The sequence below is a fragment of the Olivibacter sp. XZL3 genome (assembly GCF_004368405.1).
Lineage (GTDB): Bacteria > Bacteroidota > Bacteroidia > Sphingobacteriales > Sphingobacteriaceae > Olivibacter.
Window position 1 is genome coordinate 96,769 of the sequence record NZ_SBJH01000011.1, and the last position, 17,355, is coordinate 114,123.

General features: G+C 45.6%; 12 protein-coding genes. 4 read left to right on the forward strand and 8 right to left on the reverse strand.

Translation table 11 applies throughout. The features are described 5' to 3' along the window. Positions 1-21: 21 nt before the first annotated feature. The 8 genes from EPX21_RS05270 to EPX21_RS05305 all read right to left on the reverse strand — a co-directional run bounded on the left by EPX21_RS05270 (position 22) and on the right by EPX21_RS05305 (position 10,687). Positions 22-1,056, reverse strand: coding sequence for a FecR family protein (locus EPX21_RS05270; protein ID WP_134088624.1), 1,035 nt, complete (start codon positions 1,054-1,056; stop codon positions 22-24). A gap of 93 nt (positions 1,057-1,149) precedes the next feature. Further along, on the reverse strand, positions 1,150-1,758 hold the full coding sequence (locus EPX21_RS05275; protein ID WP_134088625.1) for an RNA polymerase sigma factor: 609 nt from the start codon (positions 1,756-1,758) through the stop codon (positions 1,150-1,152). Between the two features lie 148 nt (positions 1,759-1,906). Further along, positions 1,907-3,070, reverse strand: coding sequence for a cysteine desulfurase family protein (locus EPX21_RS05280; protein ID WP_134088626.1), 1,164 nt, complete (start codon positions 3,068-3,070; stop codon positions 1,907-1,909). 65 nt (positions 3,071-3,135) lie between these two features. Continuing rightward, complete coding sequence (locus tag EPX21_RS05285; RefSeq protein ID WP_134088627.1) at positions 3,136-4,527, reverse strand: rhodanese-like domain-containing protein; 1,392 nt, start codon at positions 4,525-4,527, stop codon at positions 3,136-3,138. 109 nt (positions 4,528-4,636) lie between these two features. Next, the gene (locus tag EPX21_RS05290) at positions 4,637-5,437 is read right to left on the reverse strand and encodes a sulfite exporter TauE/SafE family protein (RefSeq protein ID WP_134088628.1); all 801 of its coding nucleotides are present in this window, start codon (positions 5,435-5,437) and stop codon (positions 4,637-4,639) included. Between the two features lie 93 nt (positions 5,438-5,530). Continuing rightward, the gene (locus EPX21_RS05295) at positions 5,531-8,383 is read right to left on the reverse strand and encodes a pitrilysin family protein (RefSeq protein WP_134088629.1); all 2,853 of its coding nucleotides are present in this window, start codon (positions 8,381-8,383) and stop codon (positions 5,531-5,533) included. A 169-nt stretch (positions 8,384-8,552) separates the two neighbouring features. Continuing rightward, positions 8,553-10,241 carry a protein-disulfide reductase DsbD gene (locus EPX21_RS05300; protein WP_240768521.1) on the reverse strand — a complete coding sequence of 563 codons (1,689 nt, stop codon included), beginning with the start codon at positions 10,239-10,241 and terminating at the stop codon, positions 8,553-8,555. Beyond that, complete coding sequence (locus EPX21_RS05305) at positions 10,241-10,687, reverse strand: protein-disulfide reductase DsbD N-terminal domain-containing protein (RefSeq protein ID WP_134088630.1); 447 nt, start codon at positions 10,685-10,687, stop codon at positions 10,241-10,243. The genes EPX21_RS05300 and EPX21_RS05305 overlap by 1 nt, the downstream gene beginning before the upstream one ends. A 414-nt stretch (positions 10,688-11,101) precedes the next feature. On the opposite strand from EPX21_RS05305, the gene EPX21_RS05310 reads away from it, so the two are divergent. The 4 genes from EPX21_RS05310 to EPX21_RS05325 all read left to right on the forward strand — a co-directional run bounded on the left by EPX21_RS05310 (position 11,102) and on the right by EPX21_RS05325 (position 17,351). Beyond that, a complete protein-coding gene (locus EPX21_RS05310) occupies positions 11,102-11,566 on the forward strand; it encodes an Lrp/AsnC family transcriptional regulator (protein WP_134088631.1) in 465 nt (154 codons plus the stop codon). Between the two features lie 338 nt (positions 11,567-11,904). Continuing rightward, the gene (locus tag EPX21_RS05315; protein WP_134088632.1) at positions 11,905-12,498 is read left to right on the forward strand and encodes an RNA polymerase sigma factor; all 594 of its coding nucleotides are present in this window, start codon (positions 11,905-11,907) and stop codon (positions 12,496-12,498) included. A 115-nt stretch (positions 12,499-12,613) separates the two neighbouring features. Further along, positions 12,614-13,825: a FecR family protein gene (locus tag EPX21_RS05320; RefSeq protein ID WP_166670679.1), complete on the forward strand. Its 1,212-nt coding sequence runs from the start codon at positions 12,614-12,616 to the stop codon at positions 13,823-13,825. A 322-nt stretch (positions 13,826-14,147) separates the two neighbouring features. Continuing rightward, positions 14,148-17,351 (forward strand): SusC/RagA family TonB-linked outer membrane protein, encoded by a 3,204-nt coding sequence (locus EPX21_RS05325; protein ID WP_166670680.1) that lies wholly within the window; start codon positions 14,148-14,150, stop codon positions 17,349-17,351. Positions 17,352-17,355: the final 4 nt, after the last annotated feature.

Consider the following 17,355-nt stretch of genomic DNA (forward strand, 5'->3'; position numbering starts at 1 on the left):
ATTGGTTGTGGTTTGGCTTTACTAGTAGATCTCTATATTACCTTGGTCGTCCTTTTTGTACCGGAATGGCTTAACAACCTGTAATGCACCAATTACATTATCCAGATGCTCGTTTTCGAAAGTTGCAGAATAATGTTGCTTGGCTACTTCCGGATTTGAAATAACTATCTTTATTCCGTACATGCGCTCAAGCCTTTGGGCGATTTGGCTTAGGGATTCCTCTTCAATTGTCATCCGCTTTAACAGCCATTCAGTCTCTAGCGTAGTGCCGTCTCCTTTGGAGATCGTAACCGGCTCTACCGTTGCATTCAACTGTTTCACGGGATGCTTAGAGGCCATTTGATTATTGTTAACAGGCAGCTTTTCCGTTACAACGAATTTTTCCTTTGGTTTTAGGAGAAACCGGTCTGCTGCTTGCCCTGTCTTCCAAACCGCTACTTTTCCCTCGATCAGCGATGTTTCGGCGATTTTGTCCTCTTTGTAGTCTCGCACATTAAACGCCGTTCCCAGCACCTGTATTTCCATTCGTGGCGTATGGATCAGGAAGGGCTTGTCGCTTTTCTTAACAACGTCGAAAAACGCTTCACCAATAAGTGTGATCTCGCGCCGACTAGCGTCGTCGAAAGAGTTGGGATAAATTAATTTACTCGATGCATTGAGCCTCACTTTTGTACCATCCGGCAATATCACTTCTCGCTGTTCCCCACTTTTCAACGTTAATACTTGATTTTTTTTAGACGTGCTGAAAGGTTGGTAGTGATAAACAGTAACAGCTAATGAAGCTAATAGAACGGCGGCCGCAGCGGCAATTTTCCGGAAATTTTTAACGGTTGGATACAGCCTGATTGGCTTGCCGGAAAGGCGTCGATGCAGTTTTTCCTGCATACGCCGTTTAATAATGGCTCTTTCTTCCGGAGACATATTTTCGAGCACATTCGGTAGGGAGGAAAAAGAATCGAAATAATCTTCTACGATTTTATTTTCAGACGCGTTCGTCTCTTTCTGGATATATTTCTCAATCAGTTGGCTTAGTTTCCCGTCTTTTTTATGCTGCATACCACGCTGTATAATAATTATTATACCTATAGTGTGGAATGAGCGAAAAACGTACTAATAAAAAAATAAAAAAATTACCAAAACACTAAACCATCAACGGAATAAAACTAAAAACAGAACCAAAAAGTACTTTTTCAGCAGAAAACGTATTTTAGCAAGCGACAATCCAAGGTGATTTTGAACGGTATTCGGAGAAACCCCCATTAACTCACTGATTTCTTTCACCGACAAGCCCTCCAAATACCGCAAATGAAAAATCTCACGCCTTTTTTTTGGCAGACTTCCAAGCCAATTCTTGATAAAAGAGACTAAGTCCTTTTCCAACATATATTCATCAGCACCATCATTTAAAAACTCCTTACTATCGAACAGATCGGCGTGTGTAGCTTCCTGCTCCCTTGTTCTTTTATGATAGTGCGCAAAGACCTGAAACCTCATACAGGAAAATAAATATGCGCCCAGATCCTGAATATTCCTTTGTGGACTAGTTTCCCATAAAGAAGCAAACACATCCTGAACAATTTCCTCGCACAGTTCCATATCATTGATCCGCTTATAAGCCTCATTGAATAGTATAGACCAATAGCGTTCGTATACCGTATTAAAAGCCTTTGCGTCTCTTAATTGGATACGTTCAAATAACCTTTGGTCATCGCACTGATTATCGCCAAAAGTTTGAAGTCTTTTTACACGCTTATTCAATTATTCTCGGATTTTAACGTTCTCTTCCATCTACGAGTCAAACGTTTGCTTCTTTCATCGCCGCTCAAATACTTTTCGGTCTAGATAATAAAAGCGTACTAAGTTAAAGAAAGCAGTGGATATTTACAGCATGCTTCTCTGTCAAGTATCAAACCGTCTGCCTGACGCATTCCGCAGAATCAACAACACACAGCTCGCGCAGTTTGGCAACTACGAAATCTACTTCTTCTTTTGTATTACTATTACAGAACGAAAAACGTATACTCGGTCGACTGATATCGGCGCCAATTGCTTGTAAAACATGTGAACCTTTGCCGGAACCCGCACTGCATGCGCTGCCACCAGACGCATAGACACCGGCCATGTCCAAATGAAAAAGCACTTCCTCGCTTGACCCTGCAATCGGCAACGACACGTTCAATACCGTATAAAGACTGTTATGTGCATCTATCTCTCCATTAAACTGTATACCGGGAATGTTTGCTGCCAGCTGCATCACCATATAATCCTTCAGGCTTTGGATGTACATACGATGCTCGTCCAATTGTGAATAACTCAATTCAAGCGCCTTGGCCAAACCTACAATACCGTAAATATTTTCTGTGCCTCCACGCATATCGCGCTCTTGCGCGCCCCCGTAAATGAAAGGTTTAACCCGGATACGCTTATTGATGTAAAGGAACCCAGCTCCTTTCGGACCATGAAATTTGTGGGCTGCACCGGCTGCAAAATGCAAGCCTCCTTCACCGAAATTATGGAGAAAATGCCCCATTGTTTGCACCGTATCCGAATGGAAAACGCCGCCATACTCATTGATGATGGAGGAAACTTTATTGATATCAGTAAGCGTACCGATTTCGTTATTTGCATGCATGAGTGAAACGAGCGATTTAGGATAACTGGCCAGGAGCTGCTCGAGCTGTGCATAATCAACATTACCTTTTCTATCCACCTCGACATACAAGATTTTTATCGCACCTTGACCAGCCAGGGCTTCCAAGCTGTGCAGCACCGCATGATGTTCCAAACGGGAGGTGATTACCTGCTTTATCCCTAAATCAGCCACACTCCGACTAATCGCCATATTATCCGCTTCGGTACCGCCAGAAGTGAAGTATATTTCCAAGGGAGATACGTTCAATAAATCGGCCACCAATTTCCTCGACCGCTCAATCATTGCTTTGGCCTTTCTGCCCATGGCATGCGCAGAGGAGGGATTTCCAAAATTTTCTTCCATCGCTTCCAACATCACTTTTATCACTTCCGGATGGAGCGCTGTGGTAGCGGCATTGTCTAAATATATCTGTTTCATATGTGTGTAATTAGTGGTAAGTGTACGAATACAATGGATAATGGGCTCCTTACACTCGTTTTTATTTATACGTGTTTATTGTTAGAGAGCGCCTTCAGCGCGGCCATTCCCCCATTGACGTTCACCATGTTAGCGGTAACGCCGGCCTGTTTCATTAAGGAAATGAACATCATCGACCGATAGCCTCCTGCACAATACACATAGCAGTCCTGTTCTTCCTCCACCGCAGCAATAAACTGTTTATAACTGGCCAAAGGCATCGACTCCGCGCCGATTAAATGTTCCTTGTCGTACTCACCTTGGCTGCGCACATCCAACACCTTTACCTGTCCGTCAGCATAAGCCGACATAAAAGCTTCCCCTGATATTGATGCCACCGTATCGACGGCAAACCCGCGTGCTATCCAAGTCTGGAGGCCACCTGAAAGGTAGCCGAAACTATTATGGAAGCCCACACGCGCTAAACGCAGCGCCACTTCCTGCTCCATACCAGCATCCGCTACGATGAGTAAAGGTTGGTGAATGTCTTCAATTAGCGCACCGACCCAAGGGGCAAAACTGCCCTTTATCCCTATATTGATCGAACCCGGAATGTGCGCTTCGGCGAACGAACCGGCTGCGCGCGTATCCAGCACGACATATTCGCCCGTATGCCGCATGCACTCAAAAGCGTCGGCATCAAGCGCTTTAAGCGCCCGCGCCAACACCTGATCCACCGGTTCATAACCTGCCCTATTCAGCTGCACGTTCTGTACAAAGTAGGCCGGAGCTGGCGGGAGCCCCTGTAATACGGCCTGTACAAAGGCGTTCTTCTCCATCGTTTGAAGCGCATAGTTAAGGCGCTTTTGATTTCCCAAGGTATCGAAAGTCTCCTTACTCATGTGCTTTCCACAGGCAGAACCTGCTCCATGGGCAGGATAAATCAACACGTCATCCGGTAAAGGCAAAATTTTCTGAACCAGCGATTCATACAACATACCCGCCAACAGCTCACTGCTTAAGGTTCCGTCATCACGCTGCGCTACATCTGGACGGCCCACATCTCCTATAAACAAGGTGTCTCCCGTAAAAAGCGCCAGCGCTTTACCTTTACTATCTTTTAGCAGGTAACATACACTCTCTAAGGTATGGCCCGGTGTATGAAGGACTTCTAAGGTCAATTCGCCAATCATGAATACTTCGCCATCGGCAGCAATATGTGCCGGATACGTTGTTTCGGCATTGGGACCAAAAACGATGTCGGCTCCGGTTGCATCAGCAAGCTCTAAATGACCGCTGACAAAATCGGCATGAAAATGCGTTTCGAAGATATATCGGATGCTGGCTCCATCCTGCGCCGCTTTTGTTAGATGGGCCTGCGTATCTCGCAAGGGATCGATCACCGCGGCCTCACCCTTGCTTTCAATATAGTACGCTGCCTGGGATAAACAGCCTGTATAGATTTGCTCAATTTTCATCTGATTACTTGTTTTTAATAGTGATGAAGCTTAAACCTACCGCAGCAAGCATAAGCCATTTCTAATCATGTTTTTTTGAAAGATAGCTTCATGCGGGCTTCATTATAAACTAGTTTATATATGACACGCCCTCCTTAAATAGAATAAAAACACTAACCGCCAACACGAAAAAGCCAAACGATTTCTTCAGTTTGACGCCTGTTATTTTTTTGCTCAAAAAAGCACCGATCAGGACGCCAACACTTGCCAGAGCGGTTATCCAGAGTAAATCAGGCCATGCTATTTCATAACGGTGCACATCGCTCAAGAACCCGATAAGCGAATTCATCGTAATAATCAATAGCGAGGTACCGATGGCCTTTTGCATAGGAAAGGTCAAAAGTATAACGAAAGTCGGTATAAGCAAAAAGCCTCCCCCTGCGCCCAGTAGTCCGGTGATTATTCCCACCCCTGCACCATACAGCAGGAGTCGTCCGACACGCGCATTTTTTTGTTTTACGGCCTGCTGATGGATCGCTTTTTGATTAATCATTAAATAAGCAGACACCAGCATGACCAGTGCAAATAAAAACATCGTCGCACTGTTCCGACTGATAACCATTCCTTGCGAACGATATAAAACAGACGGAATGGACGGCAGAACAAAGTACCGCATCAATAGTACCGTTGTAACTGATGCCAGTCCAATTGCCAACGCCGTTGAGTAGCAAACCTCTCTTTTCGCCATATAACCAAGAGTCCCCATTGCACTTGTGATGCCAACAATAAACAAAGAATACAGAGTAGCAATCAGCGGATCAAAACCAAAAAGATAAACCAAAACCGGCACGGTTAAAATAGAACCTCCCCCGCCAATTAAGCCAAGTGAAATTCCTATGCATGACGCTGCGATAAAGCCAATTGTTAGCATCTGTACCGACTCAAATTATCTGTTATGCCCCTTTAAACAGCGGGATATCCAGGTTAGCTTTACCTGAATATCCCGGAAGAGGGAAATACTGTTTTAAATAATATTACCTTCTGCGTCCAGCTCAACAATCCGATAGCCCAGCTTTTGAAGGCCCGGCAAGATATGCTCCTTATCGCCCACTACAACAATGGTCATTTTTTCCGTATCTAGGTACTGCCCCGCAAGCTCGTTCAGTTCGGTGGCCTCTATGCTGTCCAAAATACGGGCCTGCTCCCTTACAAACGAATCATCCAATTTATATCGGTACATTCTCGACAGAAATGCTGCTTTTTGTTGATTGGTTTCGTAGCGCCTAGCCTCCGCTTGGCCGACCGACTTCCTCGTAAACGCGAGTTCCGTCTCATTGATCCCCTTCGTACGGTATAGGTTGATTTGGTTCACAAACTCCGTTACAGCACTGTCGGTGACAGATGCAATAACACCAGCTCCAGCAGTAAAGTTCCCGCCGAATTCACCGGAATTGAAACCCGAATATGCGCCGTAAGTCCAGCCTTTCTCCTCTCGCAGGGTCAGGTTAATGCGACTATTAAAAGCGCCTCCTAAGCTATAATTGACTAAGCCCAGCCGGTAATAGGTCCCCGTAGCATCAAAATTCACATCCGTCAGGTAACCAATACGGATTTCTGATTGCGCCGCCTTCGGAATGTTTACCAGATATAAAGTGTTTTTCTCAAGGGGCTGCCTTTCGGCCGAAAAACCCGGAACTTCCACACGGGTATTCTTCCAAGCACTTAGAAAACCAAGCTTTTGAAGACTCGCCTCCTCTGTAATATCGCCAATAATCACGATAGAAGCCAGATTCGAAGAGATATATTGATCATAAAAATCCTGTACATCCTGTAAAGTAACAGCGGCAACTGTCTTTTCATTCCCCTTTAAGGCGTAAGTTCGGATATTGTCTTTGCCATATAACACTTTGCTATAGACATCGGAGGCAATGGTAGCAGGCTGTGTTCGTGCAAGCTCAAAGCCTTGTATCATTTGCTTTTTAATACGGTCTAAACCCTCTTGGGTGAACTTCGGCCGGAACAGGCGTTCCTCCAATAAAGAAAGCGTTTTGTCAACATGCTGTGATAAGGCCGACAAAGAGAAAACGATTTCATCGGACGCCGCAGATACGCCTAGCCCACTTCCTGTTTTTTCGAGCTCAGAACTGATCTCCTCGGCCGTGTAGTTTTCGGTATCTTCGTTAAGCATGGCAGCCACTACCGATGCAAGCCCCGCCTTCTCGGGATTATTCACCGCGTGCAAAGCACCTCCCTTTACCGAAATAGCGAGGTATACAGTAGGAATTTCATTATTAAACGATCCCATTACCGGAATGCCCTTAGCAGTTTTTGCGGTCCAATACGGAGGTACTTTAACAGAGGGATTTGGACCGGCAGGCGGTGCTACACTTCGATCGAAAGCATCTTTCGCTTTACGATAGCTTGTTTTACCATAACCGTAATCCGGAGCCTGATAGGCCTGGTCAACTACAGCCTCATAGTTATCGGCAGCAACCGGCGCTACAGCGGCCCCTTTCGGCAGCACACTTAATACAACCGCACCTTTGTTCTTAATATATCGCTCATACACACGCATCACATCTTCCTTGCTTACTTTCCGGATAGCGGCAATTTCGGAGGCCAGCGAATTGGGGGTTCCGGTAAAGGTCTGGCTTGCAGCCAGCATAGAGACTTTTCCGGAAATACTGGCCAATGAGTTGATGACGCTCGCCTCTAACTGCGCCTTAAATCTTTGCAGATCTTCGTCCGTTACCCCTCTTTTTTCGAATTCGGTAAAACTCTCTTTAAGGATCTTATCCATCTCGGCAAGCGACTGACCGGCGAAAGGAACAACCTGGAAGCCAATCTCCCCGGCCAGCTCCGCATTGTTGGAATACATCGTTGCCTGAGCGGCTTTACGGGTCTTTATAAAGTTCTTGTAAAGAATGGAATTCTTTCCTTGTCCGATAATCATGCTCAATGCATCGAGGGCTGCCATGTCCTTGTGATACATTTTGACTCCGGGATAACTGATGAACAGCAAAGGCAGCTTCGCATAATTGTCCGTATAAGAAACGTAGCGGTTCGAAGTCACAACGGGCGATGGTAATTCCATGTTCTCCACTTCCGGGCCGCGCGGTATAGAACCGAAATACTTGTTAATCCAGGCCAAGGTCTGTTCCACATCAATATCTCCACCCACCGTGAGTGTCGCATTATTCGGTCCATACCACCGGAGGAAGAAATCTTTTAGATCCGAAACGCCTACCCGATTGAGATCCTCAATATACCCGATTGTTTGCCAAGAATAAGGATGGCCGTATGGATAAAGGTTCTTCCCAACAACCTCAAAGGCAAGACCATAAGGCTTGTTATCATAGTTCTGTCCTCTTTCGTTTTTAACCGTTGCCCGTTGAATTTCGAACTTCTTTTGGGTAACCGCATCCAGCAAAAAGCCCATCCGGTCTGATTCCAGCCACAGCATCTTTTCAAGCTGATTACTCGGTACCGTTTCAAAATAGTTCGTTCGGTCGCGGTTAGTAGTACCATTAAGCGTACCGCCCGCTTCGGTAATGATCTTAAAATGATCCCCATTCGCTACATGGTCGGACCCCTGAAACATCATATGTTCAAAGAAATGGGCAAAGCCCGACTTCCCGATCTGTTCGCGGGCCGAACCGACATGATAGGTAACGTCGACATGCACAATCGGATCCGAATGATCTTCTGTTAAGATCACCGTCAGGCCATTTGGCAGGACATACTTTTGATAGGGAATGACGATCTCATCTCCCCTTTTTTCGACAGTTTCAATGAGCCGCGCGCTGTTTTGGGCAAAAACCGCAACCGCTTGTCCTAAGCAGCTTGCAGTAATCAGGGCAATAAGAATTTTTTTCATTCGAATAATTTGCTTTTTAATGGAAATGAAGCTTGCATAAATTATGCATCTCATTTTGTTTATGGAATTTTATGCAGGCTCATCCAAATACTCCACCTTCGCCGAAGGCTCAAAGACTACCGGCAGGCGACGGAAATCGCCTGGACCGGTAGAACAAACACAGAAACCATTACTTTTTAAAAGCGGCTAGGCCGGCTTGCAGAAAATCACGATAACTGGCCGCATTATAATCTGCGCCACGGGGCGCTACTAATACTTCTTCGTTCCGCGAATCTAGCAATACGTAAAAGGGTTGCGAATTGGCGTTGAACTTGCTGGCCTGTAAATCGCTCCATTTATTTCCGATAGTACGCACTGCTCTGCCACTTAGTTCCGAAACGTATTGTTCTGCAGCGGGAAGTTCGGTCTTGTCGTCCACATAAAGCTGAATAAGAACGAACTCATTCCGCAGTAAGGAATACACTTCCCGATCCGGCCAAACAGAGGCTTCCATCTTCCGGCAGTTGACGCAGGCATGTCCGGTAAAGTCGATCATAACCGGCTTGCCTACCGCCTTGGCGTGCGCCATTCCTTCATCGTAATCAAAAAATACATCAAGATTTAAAGGGGCATGGAAAATGTTGGCGTATTTCCGCGGTCCCGTATACACCTCTTCCCCCGCTTTACTTCCCCCGCCGAATGAGGCCGTGTATAAGTCGAAATCCTGCGTTGATTGTGGCGGCAAAAAGGCCGACACCGCCCGCAGGGGCGCCCCCCATAAGCCGGGCACCATGTAAATGGTAAACGACAGCACGATAATCGACAGGAACAAGCGGGGAATGGACAGGTAATGAAGGGGACTGTCGTGGCTGAAACGGATTTTGCCCAATAGATATAGGCCCAATAATCCGAAAATGACGATCCACAACACAAGGAAAACCTCCCTATCCAACCAATTCCAGTGATAGGATAAATCCACATTACTAAGAAACTTCAGTGCCAATGCCAATTCAAGAAAGCCAAGCGTCACTTTCACGCTGTTAAGCCAACCGCCTGAAGAGGGTAACCCTTTCATCCAACTTGGGAACATCGCAAACAACGCAAAAGGTATCGCCAGTGCCAAGGAAAAGCCGAACATACCCAATGCCGGGCCGAGTAGCGCACCCATCGTTGCAGCCTGCACTAGCAGGGTGCCGATTATGGGGCCGGTACAGGAGAAGGACACGAGCGCCAACGTCGCTGCCATAAAAAATAAGCCGATGAAACCGCCTTTATCGGCCTTGGCATCCATTTTATTCACCCAGGAAGCGGGTAATGTCAGCTCAAAAGCTCCCAGGAATGAAACTGCAAATACGACCAGTAATACAAAAAAGAGCAGATTGAAAATGCCGTTGGTAGACAAACTGTTTAGGGCATCAGCGCCGAAAATAACGGTAATAACCAAACCCAATGCAACATAAATCACGATGATGGACAGTCCATAGAGAACTGCTTGCGCCATCGCTTTTCCTTTGGTGTGGCTACTTTTCGTGAAGTAACTTACCGTAAGCGGCAGCATCGGGAAGATGCAGGGCATTAACAGCGCGGCAAAACCGCCGATAAATCCGGCGATAAAGATTGCCCAAAGGGATTGCGATTCCGCATCCTCAGGGTCTGTAGCAGGCGCCTTCGCGGCTACACTATCCACCGCTGCAGATTCCGTTATTGTGTCCGCCCCGTCTACCGGAAGGAATTCAATATCGTCATAGGAAACCGTATCTTGTGCCAAAACATGACCGCTCGCCACTCCTATCAGTATAAGCGCACACCACAGTACAAGCCATACGTTAGCACGAGGGAGCATCCCGATACCCTTCTTACCTTGTTCTCCGCTCCTCATTACTTCACCGTTATATTAAATGTCTTCTCATCTGGGGGCAAGCATTGATGATCGTCGCAGACCATATACTCCAACTTCCCCTTAACAACCGTCTGCCCATCCTTCAACCGGATTCGCTGTTGAAATACGGCCTGCTTTTCGAAATACGCGACTTCCATCCCGAAAACCGCTTCGTGCTTCTTAATAGGCTTCGGCTCGGCCGTCTTGCCCACCAACTCGTATTGGTCCGACGGGACAAAGCTAAAGCTCGTCTTTACCGGACCGCCCTCCTCTATGTGCTGCGAGTACAAATGCCAACCCGCGTCGATATCGGCCTTCAAAAATAGGACAGCTTCATTTTCGCTTATCTTCTTTGCGGCATAACTCCACTTAACAGGTTCGAGTATCTGCCCAAAAGCCATGGTGCACAAAAACAGCATTGCGATGCTGAATAATAGTTTTTTCATATAGTCTTCTTTTTATTTAAGGTTCTAAACTTAGTTTCGGCCACGCCAAGCAACCTAACACAATCCGAAAATATTTAAATCAAAATTACATAACTCAAATATTTATACAACATTATAGATATATAAACGAAAATTTTATTGAAATTTAACAAATACACCGATTTTTTAACAGAATAAACATTGCTTTTACCTCGCGAATAAATTTTTATTCGGCTTCTTTTTTTCGCCTTTTCAGGTCCAGGAGAAACAAATATTGATCGATTCCTTTTAGTTTTTATGGTAGATATAAAACAAAGACCTTGAATTGACGGCATTCAGTAAAAAAAAACCATGAATTACCGCGTTTACCATAAAAATTTCGGACATTAGACGAAATAACCGAAGACTTTACACTTTATATTATTTTTCGAATACATGACTACGACACTTGACAATACCGACCGTGCCTTATTAAAATTGCTTCAGCGCGACGCCACCTTCACAAACAAGGAACTGGCTTATAAGCTTAACAAATCGCCAGCGGCCATTCATGAGCGCGTCAAACGTTTAAAGGAACAAGGATACATTGCCCGTATTGTTGCCATCCTCGATCGAAAGAAGATCGACAAAACGCTCATTGCCATTTCGCATGTATTGTTAAAGGAGCATACGGCCAAAACTTTAGGGGAATTTGAACGCAGCGTTGCCCAATTTGATGAGGTGATGGAATGTTACCAAATGACCGGGTCGTTTGACTTCATCTTAAAGATTGCCACCGCTAATATGGAGGAGTATCATCTCTTCTTGCGTCATAAGCTCGCAGTGCTTCCCAATATTGTGACGGTGCAGAGTTCCTTCATCCTTTCGGAAACAAAGAATGATACGGCCTATCCGATTTAAAGACCGACTTGGCCTTCGTGTTAAACGCCCAGCAGTTAAGAAGCCAACATGAGTTAATGGAAGCCTTTTTTTCTTATTAACGGCAATCCATCGACTGGAATCTGATCGTTTCCGACTAAAACCAATCTCCATAAACCAAAAGACACGCATTCAATCGACGAAACAAACAACTAAACAAAAAGGATAACATCAAAAACGCACAAAACAACCAAAGCAAGCCAAAATCATTAAAAAAAAGGAACTAAGAACAAGCAAAATAGCCGTTAAAACCCAATCAAAGAATTTACGTTTCACATTTTTATAACATTTACTTACATTCGTATCTAAAAGTAAAGACTATGTCGGCTTATCACCGCTGTAATGAAGAACAATTGCTTGCATCTTTGCGCCTTGGCGATCATGCTGCATTTACCGAGATATATAATCGGTATTGGGAGGTATTGGCCGACGCCGCATACCAGCGCCTACGCTCGCGCGAAGATGCCGAGGAAGTCGTACAGGAAATATTTGTGAATCTATATCTCCGCCGTAAAGACCTAAATCCGAAATCGACGCTGGAAGCCTACCTAAAGCAGGCTCTGAAATATAAGGTAATTGATGCTTACCGATTGCAACAGCAATACTACCAGCGTCTCCAAGGATTGATCGAAGAGCATAAGCTCGCCCTAGCAGCACCGGATCAGCAAGTGGAGTTGAAGGAGCTGAAACAACGCGTATTGCATGCCGCTGACAAGTTGCCGGATAAATGTCGAGAGGTGTTTATCATGAGTCGCTTCCACCAGCTTTCCCATCAAGAAATATCAGATCGTACGGGAATTTCCATTAGTACCATAAAAAAGCACATCCACAAAGCTTTACAGATCCTCCGACATGACTTCAAGGACAACCAGCTCGATTTCCTGTTGATTGGTATGTTCATCTTCTTAAAATAACCATTTCTTAACAAAAGAATAACATTGACAATCAGTCGTTTACAAAAAACACAAAGATTATTTGCCTTCAGAGTAGAACCAACATGCTTTTTCTACGAGTATTGGGTATATGAGCATGAGCGAAGAGGAATATAAACAGCATATTTTAAGCATTATGGAGCGCTACGCCAAAGGGCAAGCGTCGGAGGCTGATATGCTGGAGCTGGACGAATGGTACGAAAAATTTCCGCCGTACCAGCAATATGCGGCGGGAATGAGCGCTGCAGAAAAGAGGCAATCTCAAGACCGGATACTCCGCAACATCAACCAACAGATCTATAAGGAGTCAATACCGTCGGCCCACCGAAGCGAACGCACTAAAGGACCTTTATACTTACGCAATGTACTGGCGGCCGCACTAATACTCTTCGCTTTAAGCGCGGGCACCTTTTATTACCTGCGAGAGAGCCGCCTACAAAAAACCGAACAACTGGCTCAGGATCTGATCACACCCGGAAGCAATAAGGCTTTCCTAACGCTTGCCGACGGCAATCGCATTTCCCTCACCGATGCTGCCGACGGAAACATCGCCATACAGGCCGGTGTAAAGATCAGCAAGGCCGCCGATGGGCAATTGATTTACGAGGTAAAAGAAAGCGATCAGCAGTCAACCTCCGATGCCTATAACACGATAGAAACACCACACGGGGGGCAATACCAGGTTCGCCTGCCAGACGGCAGTACGGTTTGGTTAAACGCCGCTTCATGCCTGAAATATCCGGTTAGCTTTGGCAAGCGTGAACGTCGAGTTCAGCTGACGGGTGAAGGGTACTTTGAGGTCGCAAAGGACCATACCCGCCCCTTCATAGTGGCAACAGAGCATTTTCCGGCAACCGGAGGAAACAAGGGCAAAAAAGGACAGGAAATAAAAGTGTTAGGTACCCATTTTAATGTGAATGCCTACAACGACGAAAAAGACCTCAAAACAACTTTACTGGAGGGCAGTGTGCAGGTAACTCCACTGAAAGGGTCAAGCGTGGTTCTCAAACCCGGACAACAAGCTGTAAATGATGGCGATATCGTACAAATCACCAACATAAACACCACCTATGCCACCGCTTGGAAAGACGGATATTTCCGGTTCAATGAAAAAACGCTGGAAATGGGAATGAAGGAAGTAGCGCGCTGGTATAATGTAAATATACGCTATAAAAACCCTTCGCTCCGAAAAGAACTTCTCGGAGGTACCATCAGTAAATATAGCAACATTGAGCAGTTACTCAAGAAAATGGAATTGACGGGAGCCTTTCACTTTACCGTTAAGGGAAGAGAGATCGTAGTGGAATAAAGAAAATGATCATTTACTCATATTAACCAAACAAATTACACCATGAAAAAAAAAGGAGAAATACCTACGTAAAACTTTAATCGGCCTCAAAAAACCGAACTCCGACGGCAATCGGAGTCCGGAAATGGCTTGCCTAACCAAATGAAGTGTTTAATTAATTTTTGATCAACAAGACAGTCAAACTTAGGCAATTTTGCGAATTTAAGCAAGATTGAAGGTCTTCGGCTATCCCCTAAGTCTTGTCGCAACCTAAAACGAAATGAATAAGGTTTACCAACGCATATACAGGGCAAAGGCCCGTATACACCAAATCCTGCTCTTTATGAAATTAACAACCTTGGCCCTTTTCATCACCATGATGCAGGCTAGTGCCATCGGATTTGCGCAACAGATAACCCTCAAGCAACGCAATGTAACCATTGGCAGCGTCTTTGATGAGATAAAAAAACAGACGGGCTATGATGTATTTTACCTCCCCTCGGCACTAAACCCCCATAAAAAAATCGATGCAAACTTTGAAAAAACAGCATTACGCGAGGTAATGAATGCATGCCTACAGAACCAACAGGCAACTTACACCATTGACGAAAAAACCATTGTCATTACCAGAAAAAAAGCGGAAAGCGCGAATAATCCGGTCGAGAAACACCTTACTATCGACATCAATGGTAAAATCATAAACGATAAAGGCGAACCGCTATCAGGTGTCAACATTCTGATACAAGACAAAAACGCGCGGGCGATAACCAATAGCCAAGGCGAATTCAGCATAAAAAATGCTGATGAAGGCGATCTTTTGATCATTTCCTATTTGGGCTATCAAAAGAAAGAAGTGGTAGCCCGCGCTGAAATGGAAAGTATCATCCTTAGCCAAAGTGACAGTAAGCTGGATGAAGTGCAGGTTATCGCCTATGGAAATACGACACGTCGTTTCAACACAGGCTCTTCCAATCAAGTGAGCGGAGTCAGCATCGAACGTCAACCTCAATCAAACCCCGTCTTAAATTTACAAGGGCAGGTACCGGGACTTTTTATTACCGCTAATTCCGGCTATCCGGGATCTCAGATCAATGTGAACATCCGCGGGCAGAATAGTCTCAATTCCTTAACCACGCAGCCGCTTTACATCATCGACGGCGTGCCTTTTGACAGCAAGCAGGTAGAGCAATCTGTTGGCGGTTTTATGGCACAGGTAGGCTTCAGTCCGCTCAACACCATCAATCCAGAAAACATTGAAAGCATATCGGTACTGAAAGACGCAGATGCAACGGCCATCTATGGTTCCAGAGGAGCCGCGGGCGTCATACTGATTACAACCAAAAAAGGACATGTTGGGAACACCCAAGTAACGGTCGACCTCTCCCACGGTAACGGAAGGGTTACTAATCTCGTAAAAATGGCCTCGGTGGAACAATACTTAAACATCCGACGACAAGCCTTTGAGAACGACGGCGTAACGCCAACGGCCACCAACGCACCGGATCTTCTTTCGTGGCCCACCGATATGGATACCGATTTTGGCGAACTCATCGCGGGCGAAACGGCTCAGATGACCAATGCCGCCCTTAGCGCATCTGGAGGAAATTCCCAGACCCAGTTTAGACTGGGCGCAAATATCCGGTCGCAGTCTTCTATTTATCAATCCCGAACAAAAGACAATGCACAGCAATTCAACCTGTCTGTGCAACATAAAAGTGCTGATGCTAGGTTCGGCATGGACGCCTCCGTTAATTACAACCTAGATAACAATACAATCCCTAACTATACCATCAATTACCTGAATTATAGCTTGCCTCCAAACTATCCGCTTTATGATGATAACGGAGGTCTACATTTTGCACCGAGCTATACCAACCCACTGGCTGCTTTTAACATCATCAATAACCTGGAATCAGAAAACTTTATCGCCAACGCTTCTTTTCACTATACGGTCTTGCCCGGACTGGAAATCAAAGCAAACGCCGGCTATAATAAAATAGAAGTGAACGGTGCCATCATTACCCCTTCATCTGCGCTAAACCCGACGAGTAACAACCTACAAACGTCCACGCTAAATAACAACTACATCCAAACTTATTTGGTAGAGCCGCAGCTTGATTTCAACCGTACCTGGGGGAAGCACAACTTATTGGCGCTGGTAGGCGGTACCTGGCAGCAAACGCAAACCGTGCAGCCCTACTACGTGTACGGTAGCTTCTCTACCATCGAATTGGCTCGAAGCCTAAATGCCATCGATCTGTTTGTCAAAACATCCGCAGGCAATGATTATAAATATGTTTCCGGCTTCTCCAAGGTTTCTTATCGTTATGCCGATAAATATCTGATAAATGCTAATTTCCGGCGGGACGGATCCTCGAGGTTCGGAGAAAACCGAAAGTTCGGTAATTTCGGAAGCTTGGGCGCCGCGTGGATCTTCTCTGAAGAAGAATTTATCAAGCAAACCATTCCTTGGTTGAGCTTCGGTAAACTCAGGGGAAGCTATGGCTCCATCGGTAGCGATAGAATACAGGATTATTTATATGATGCCTTTTATATGGCCGGCCAGCCATACGGTCCCACAACCGGCTACGCTCCCAGCAGGGTTGCCAACCCGTATTTGCAATGGGAGGTAACCAAGAAAGCCGATCTCTCTCTGGATCTGGGCTTTGTCGATAATCGCGTCTTATTCACAACCAACCTCTACCGCAATCGATCCAATCACTTACTTGGAACAATCAGAATCCCATCCCAAACAGGTTTCTCAAGTTATACAGCCAATTTGCCGGCTACCGTGCAGAACCAAGGGATAGAATTCGAGCTCAGCACCGTGAATGTGCAGAAATCCGACTTGAAATGGTCGACCTCCATCAATCTCACCTTACCTCAAAATAAGCTGATCGACTTTCCAAACATTGACAACACCTACTACACCTCTCAATACGTTGTCGGACAATCGCTAAACTATGTTCCTCTATATCAATTCACAGGCTTTGTGGATGGAATTGCCACCGTCGCAGACACCAATCAGGACGGCGTGATTTCATCAGGACTAAATGCCTACGGACTCGGCGACCGCACGGGCTCAGCGAACAGGGATCCAAAGCTATACGGAGGGATCAGCAATACCATTACCTACAAAGGATTTCAGATCGATATATTGATACAGGGCACCGTACGTGATGAAACACGGGGAGATCTTGGACTCGCCACGCGACCGGGTATGGGCTATAATGTACCGGAAAGCATGTTAGACATCCCGGTCCGATATACCGCAACCACCGGGACGCCTTCCTCGAACGCATGGCAGTATTATATTGGATCAGACGAGGCCTGGGAAAGCGCAGCCTATCTGCGTTTACGAAACCTTTCCATTGCCTACAATTTCAAAACCGATTGGCTGAAAAAAATAAAAATGAACGCATTGCAAGTCTATTTACGAGGTCAAAACCTAGTAACCTTAACAGGTTATAAGGGCTTGGATCCCGAAACGCTTAATGCATTACCGCCCATGAAGGTGATTTTAATAGGACTAAGAACAACGCTTTAAGGAA

Bases quoted from the DNA above. Each gene is read 5' to 3' on its own strand.
- EPX21_RS05310 (WP_134088631.1), top strand. From the start codon at position 11,102: ATGACTACGACACTTGACAATACCGACCGTGCCTTATTAAAATTGCTT.
- EPX21_RS05280 (WP_134088626.1), bottom strand. From the start codon at position 3,070: ATGAAACAGATATATTTAGACAATGCCGCTACCACAGCGCTCCATCCG.
- EPX21_RS05325 (WP_166670680.1), top strand. From the start codon at position 14,148: ATGAAATTAACAACCTTGGCCCTTTTCATCACCATGATGCAGGCTAGT.
- EPX21_RS05305 (WP_134088630.1), bottom strand. From the start codon at position 10,687: ATGAAAAAACTATTATTCAGCATCGCAATGCTGTTTTTGTGCACCATG.
- EPX21_RS05320 (WP_166670679.1), top strand. From the start codon at position 12,614: ATGAGCGAAGAGGAATATAAACAGCATATTTTAAGCATTATGGAGCGC.
- EPX21_RS05315 (WP_134088632.1), top strand. From the start codon at position 11,905: ATGTCGGCTTATCACCGCTGTAATGAAGAACAATTGCTTGCATCTTTG.
- EPX21_RS05295 (WP_134088629.1), bottom strand. From the start codon at position 8,383: ATGAAAAAAATTCTTATTGCCCTGATTACTGCAAGCTGCTTAGGACAA.
- EPX21_RS05285 (WP_134088627.1), bottom strand. From the start codon at position 4,527: ATGAAAATTGAGCAAATCTATACAGGCTGTTTATCCCAGGCAGCGTAC.
- EPX21_RS05290 (WP_134088628.1), bottom strand. From the start codon at position 5,437: ATGCTAACAATTGGCTTTATCGCAGCGTCATGCATAGGAATTTCACTT.
- EPX21_RS05270 (WP_134088624.1), bottom strand. From the start codon at position 1,056: ATGCAGCATAAAAAAGACGGGAAACTAAGCCAACTGATTGAGAAATAT.
- EPX21_RS05300 (WP_240768521.1), bottom strand. From the start codon at position 10,241: ATGAGGAGCGGAGAACAAGGTAAGAAGGGTATCGGGATGCTCCCTCGT.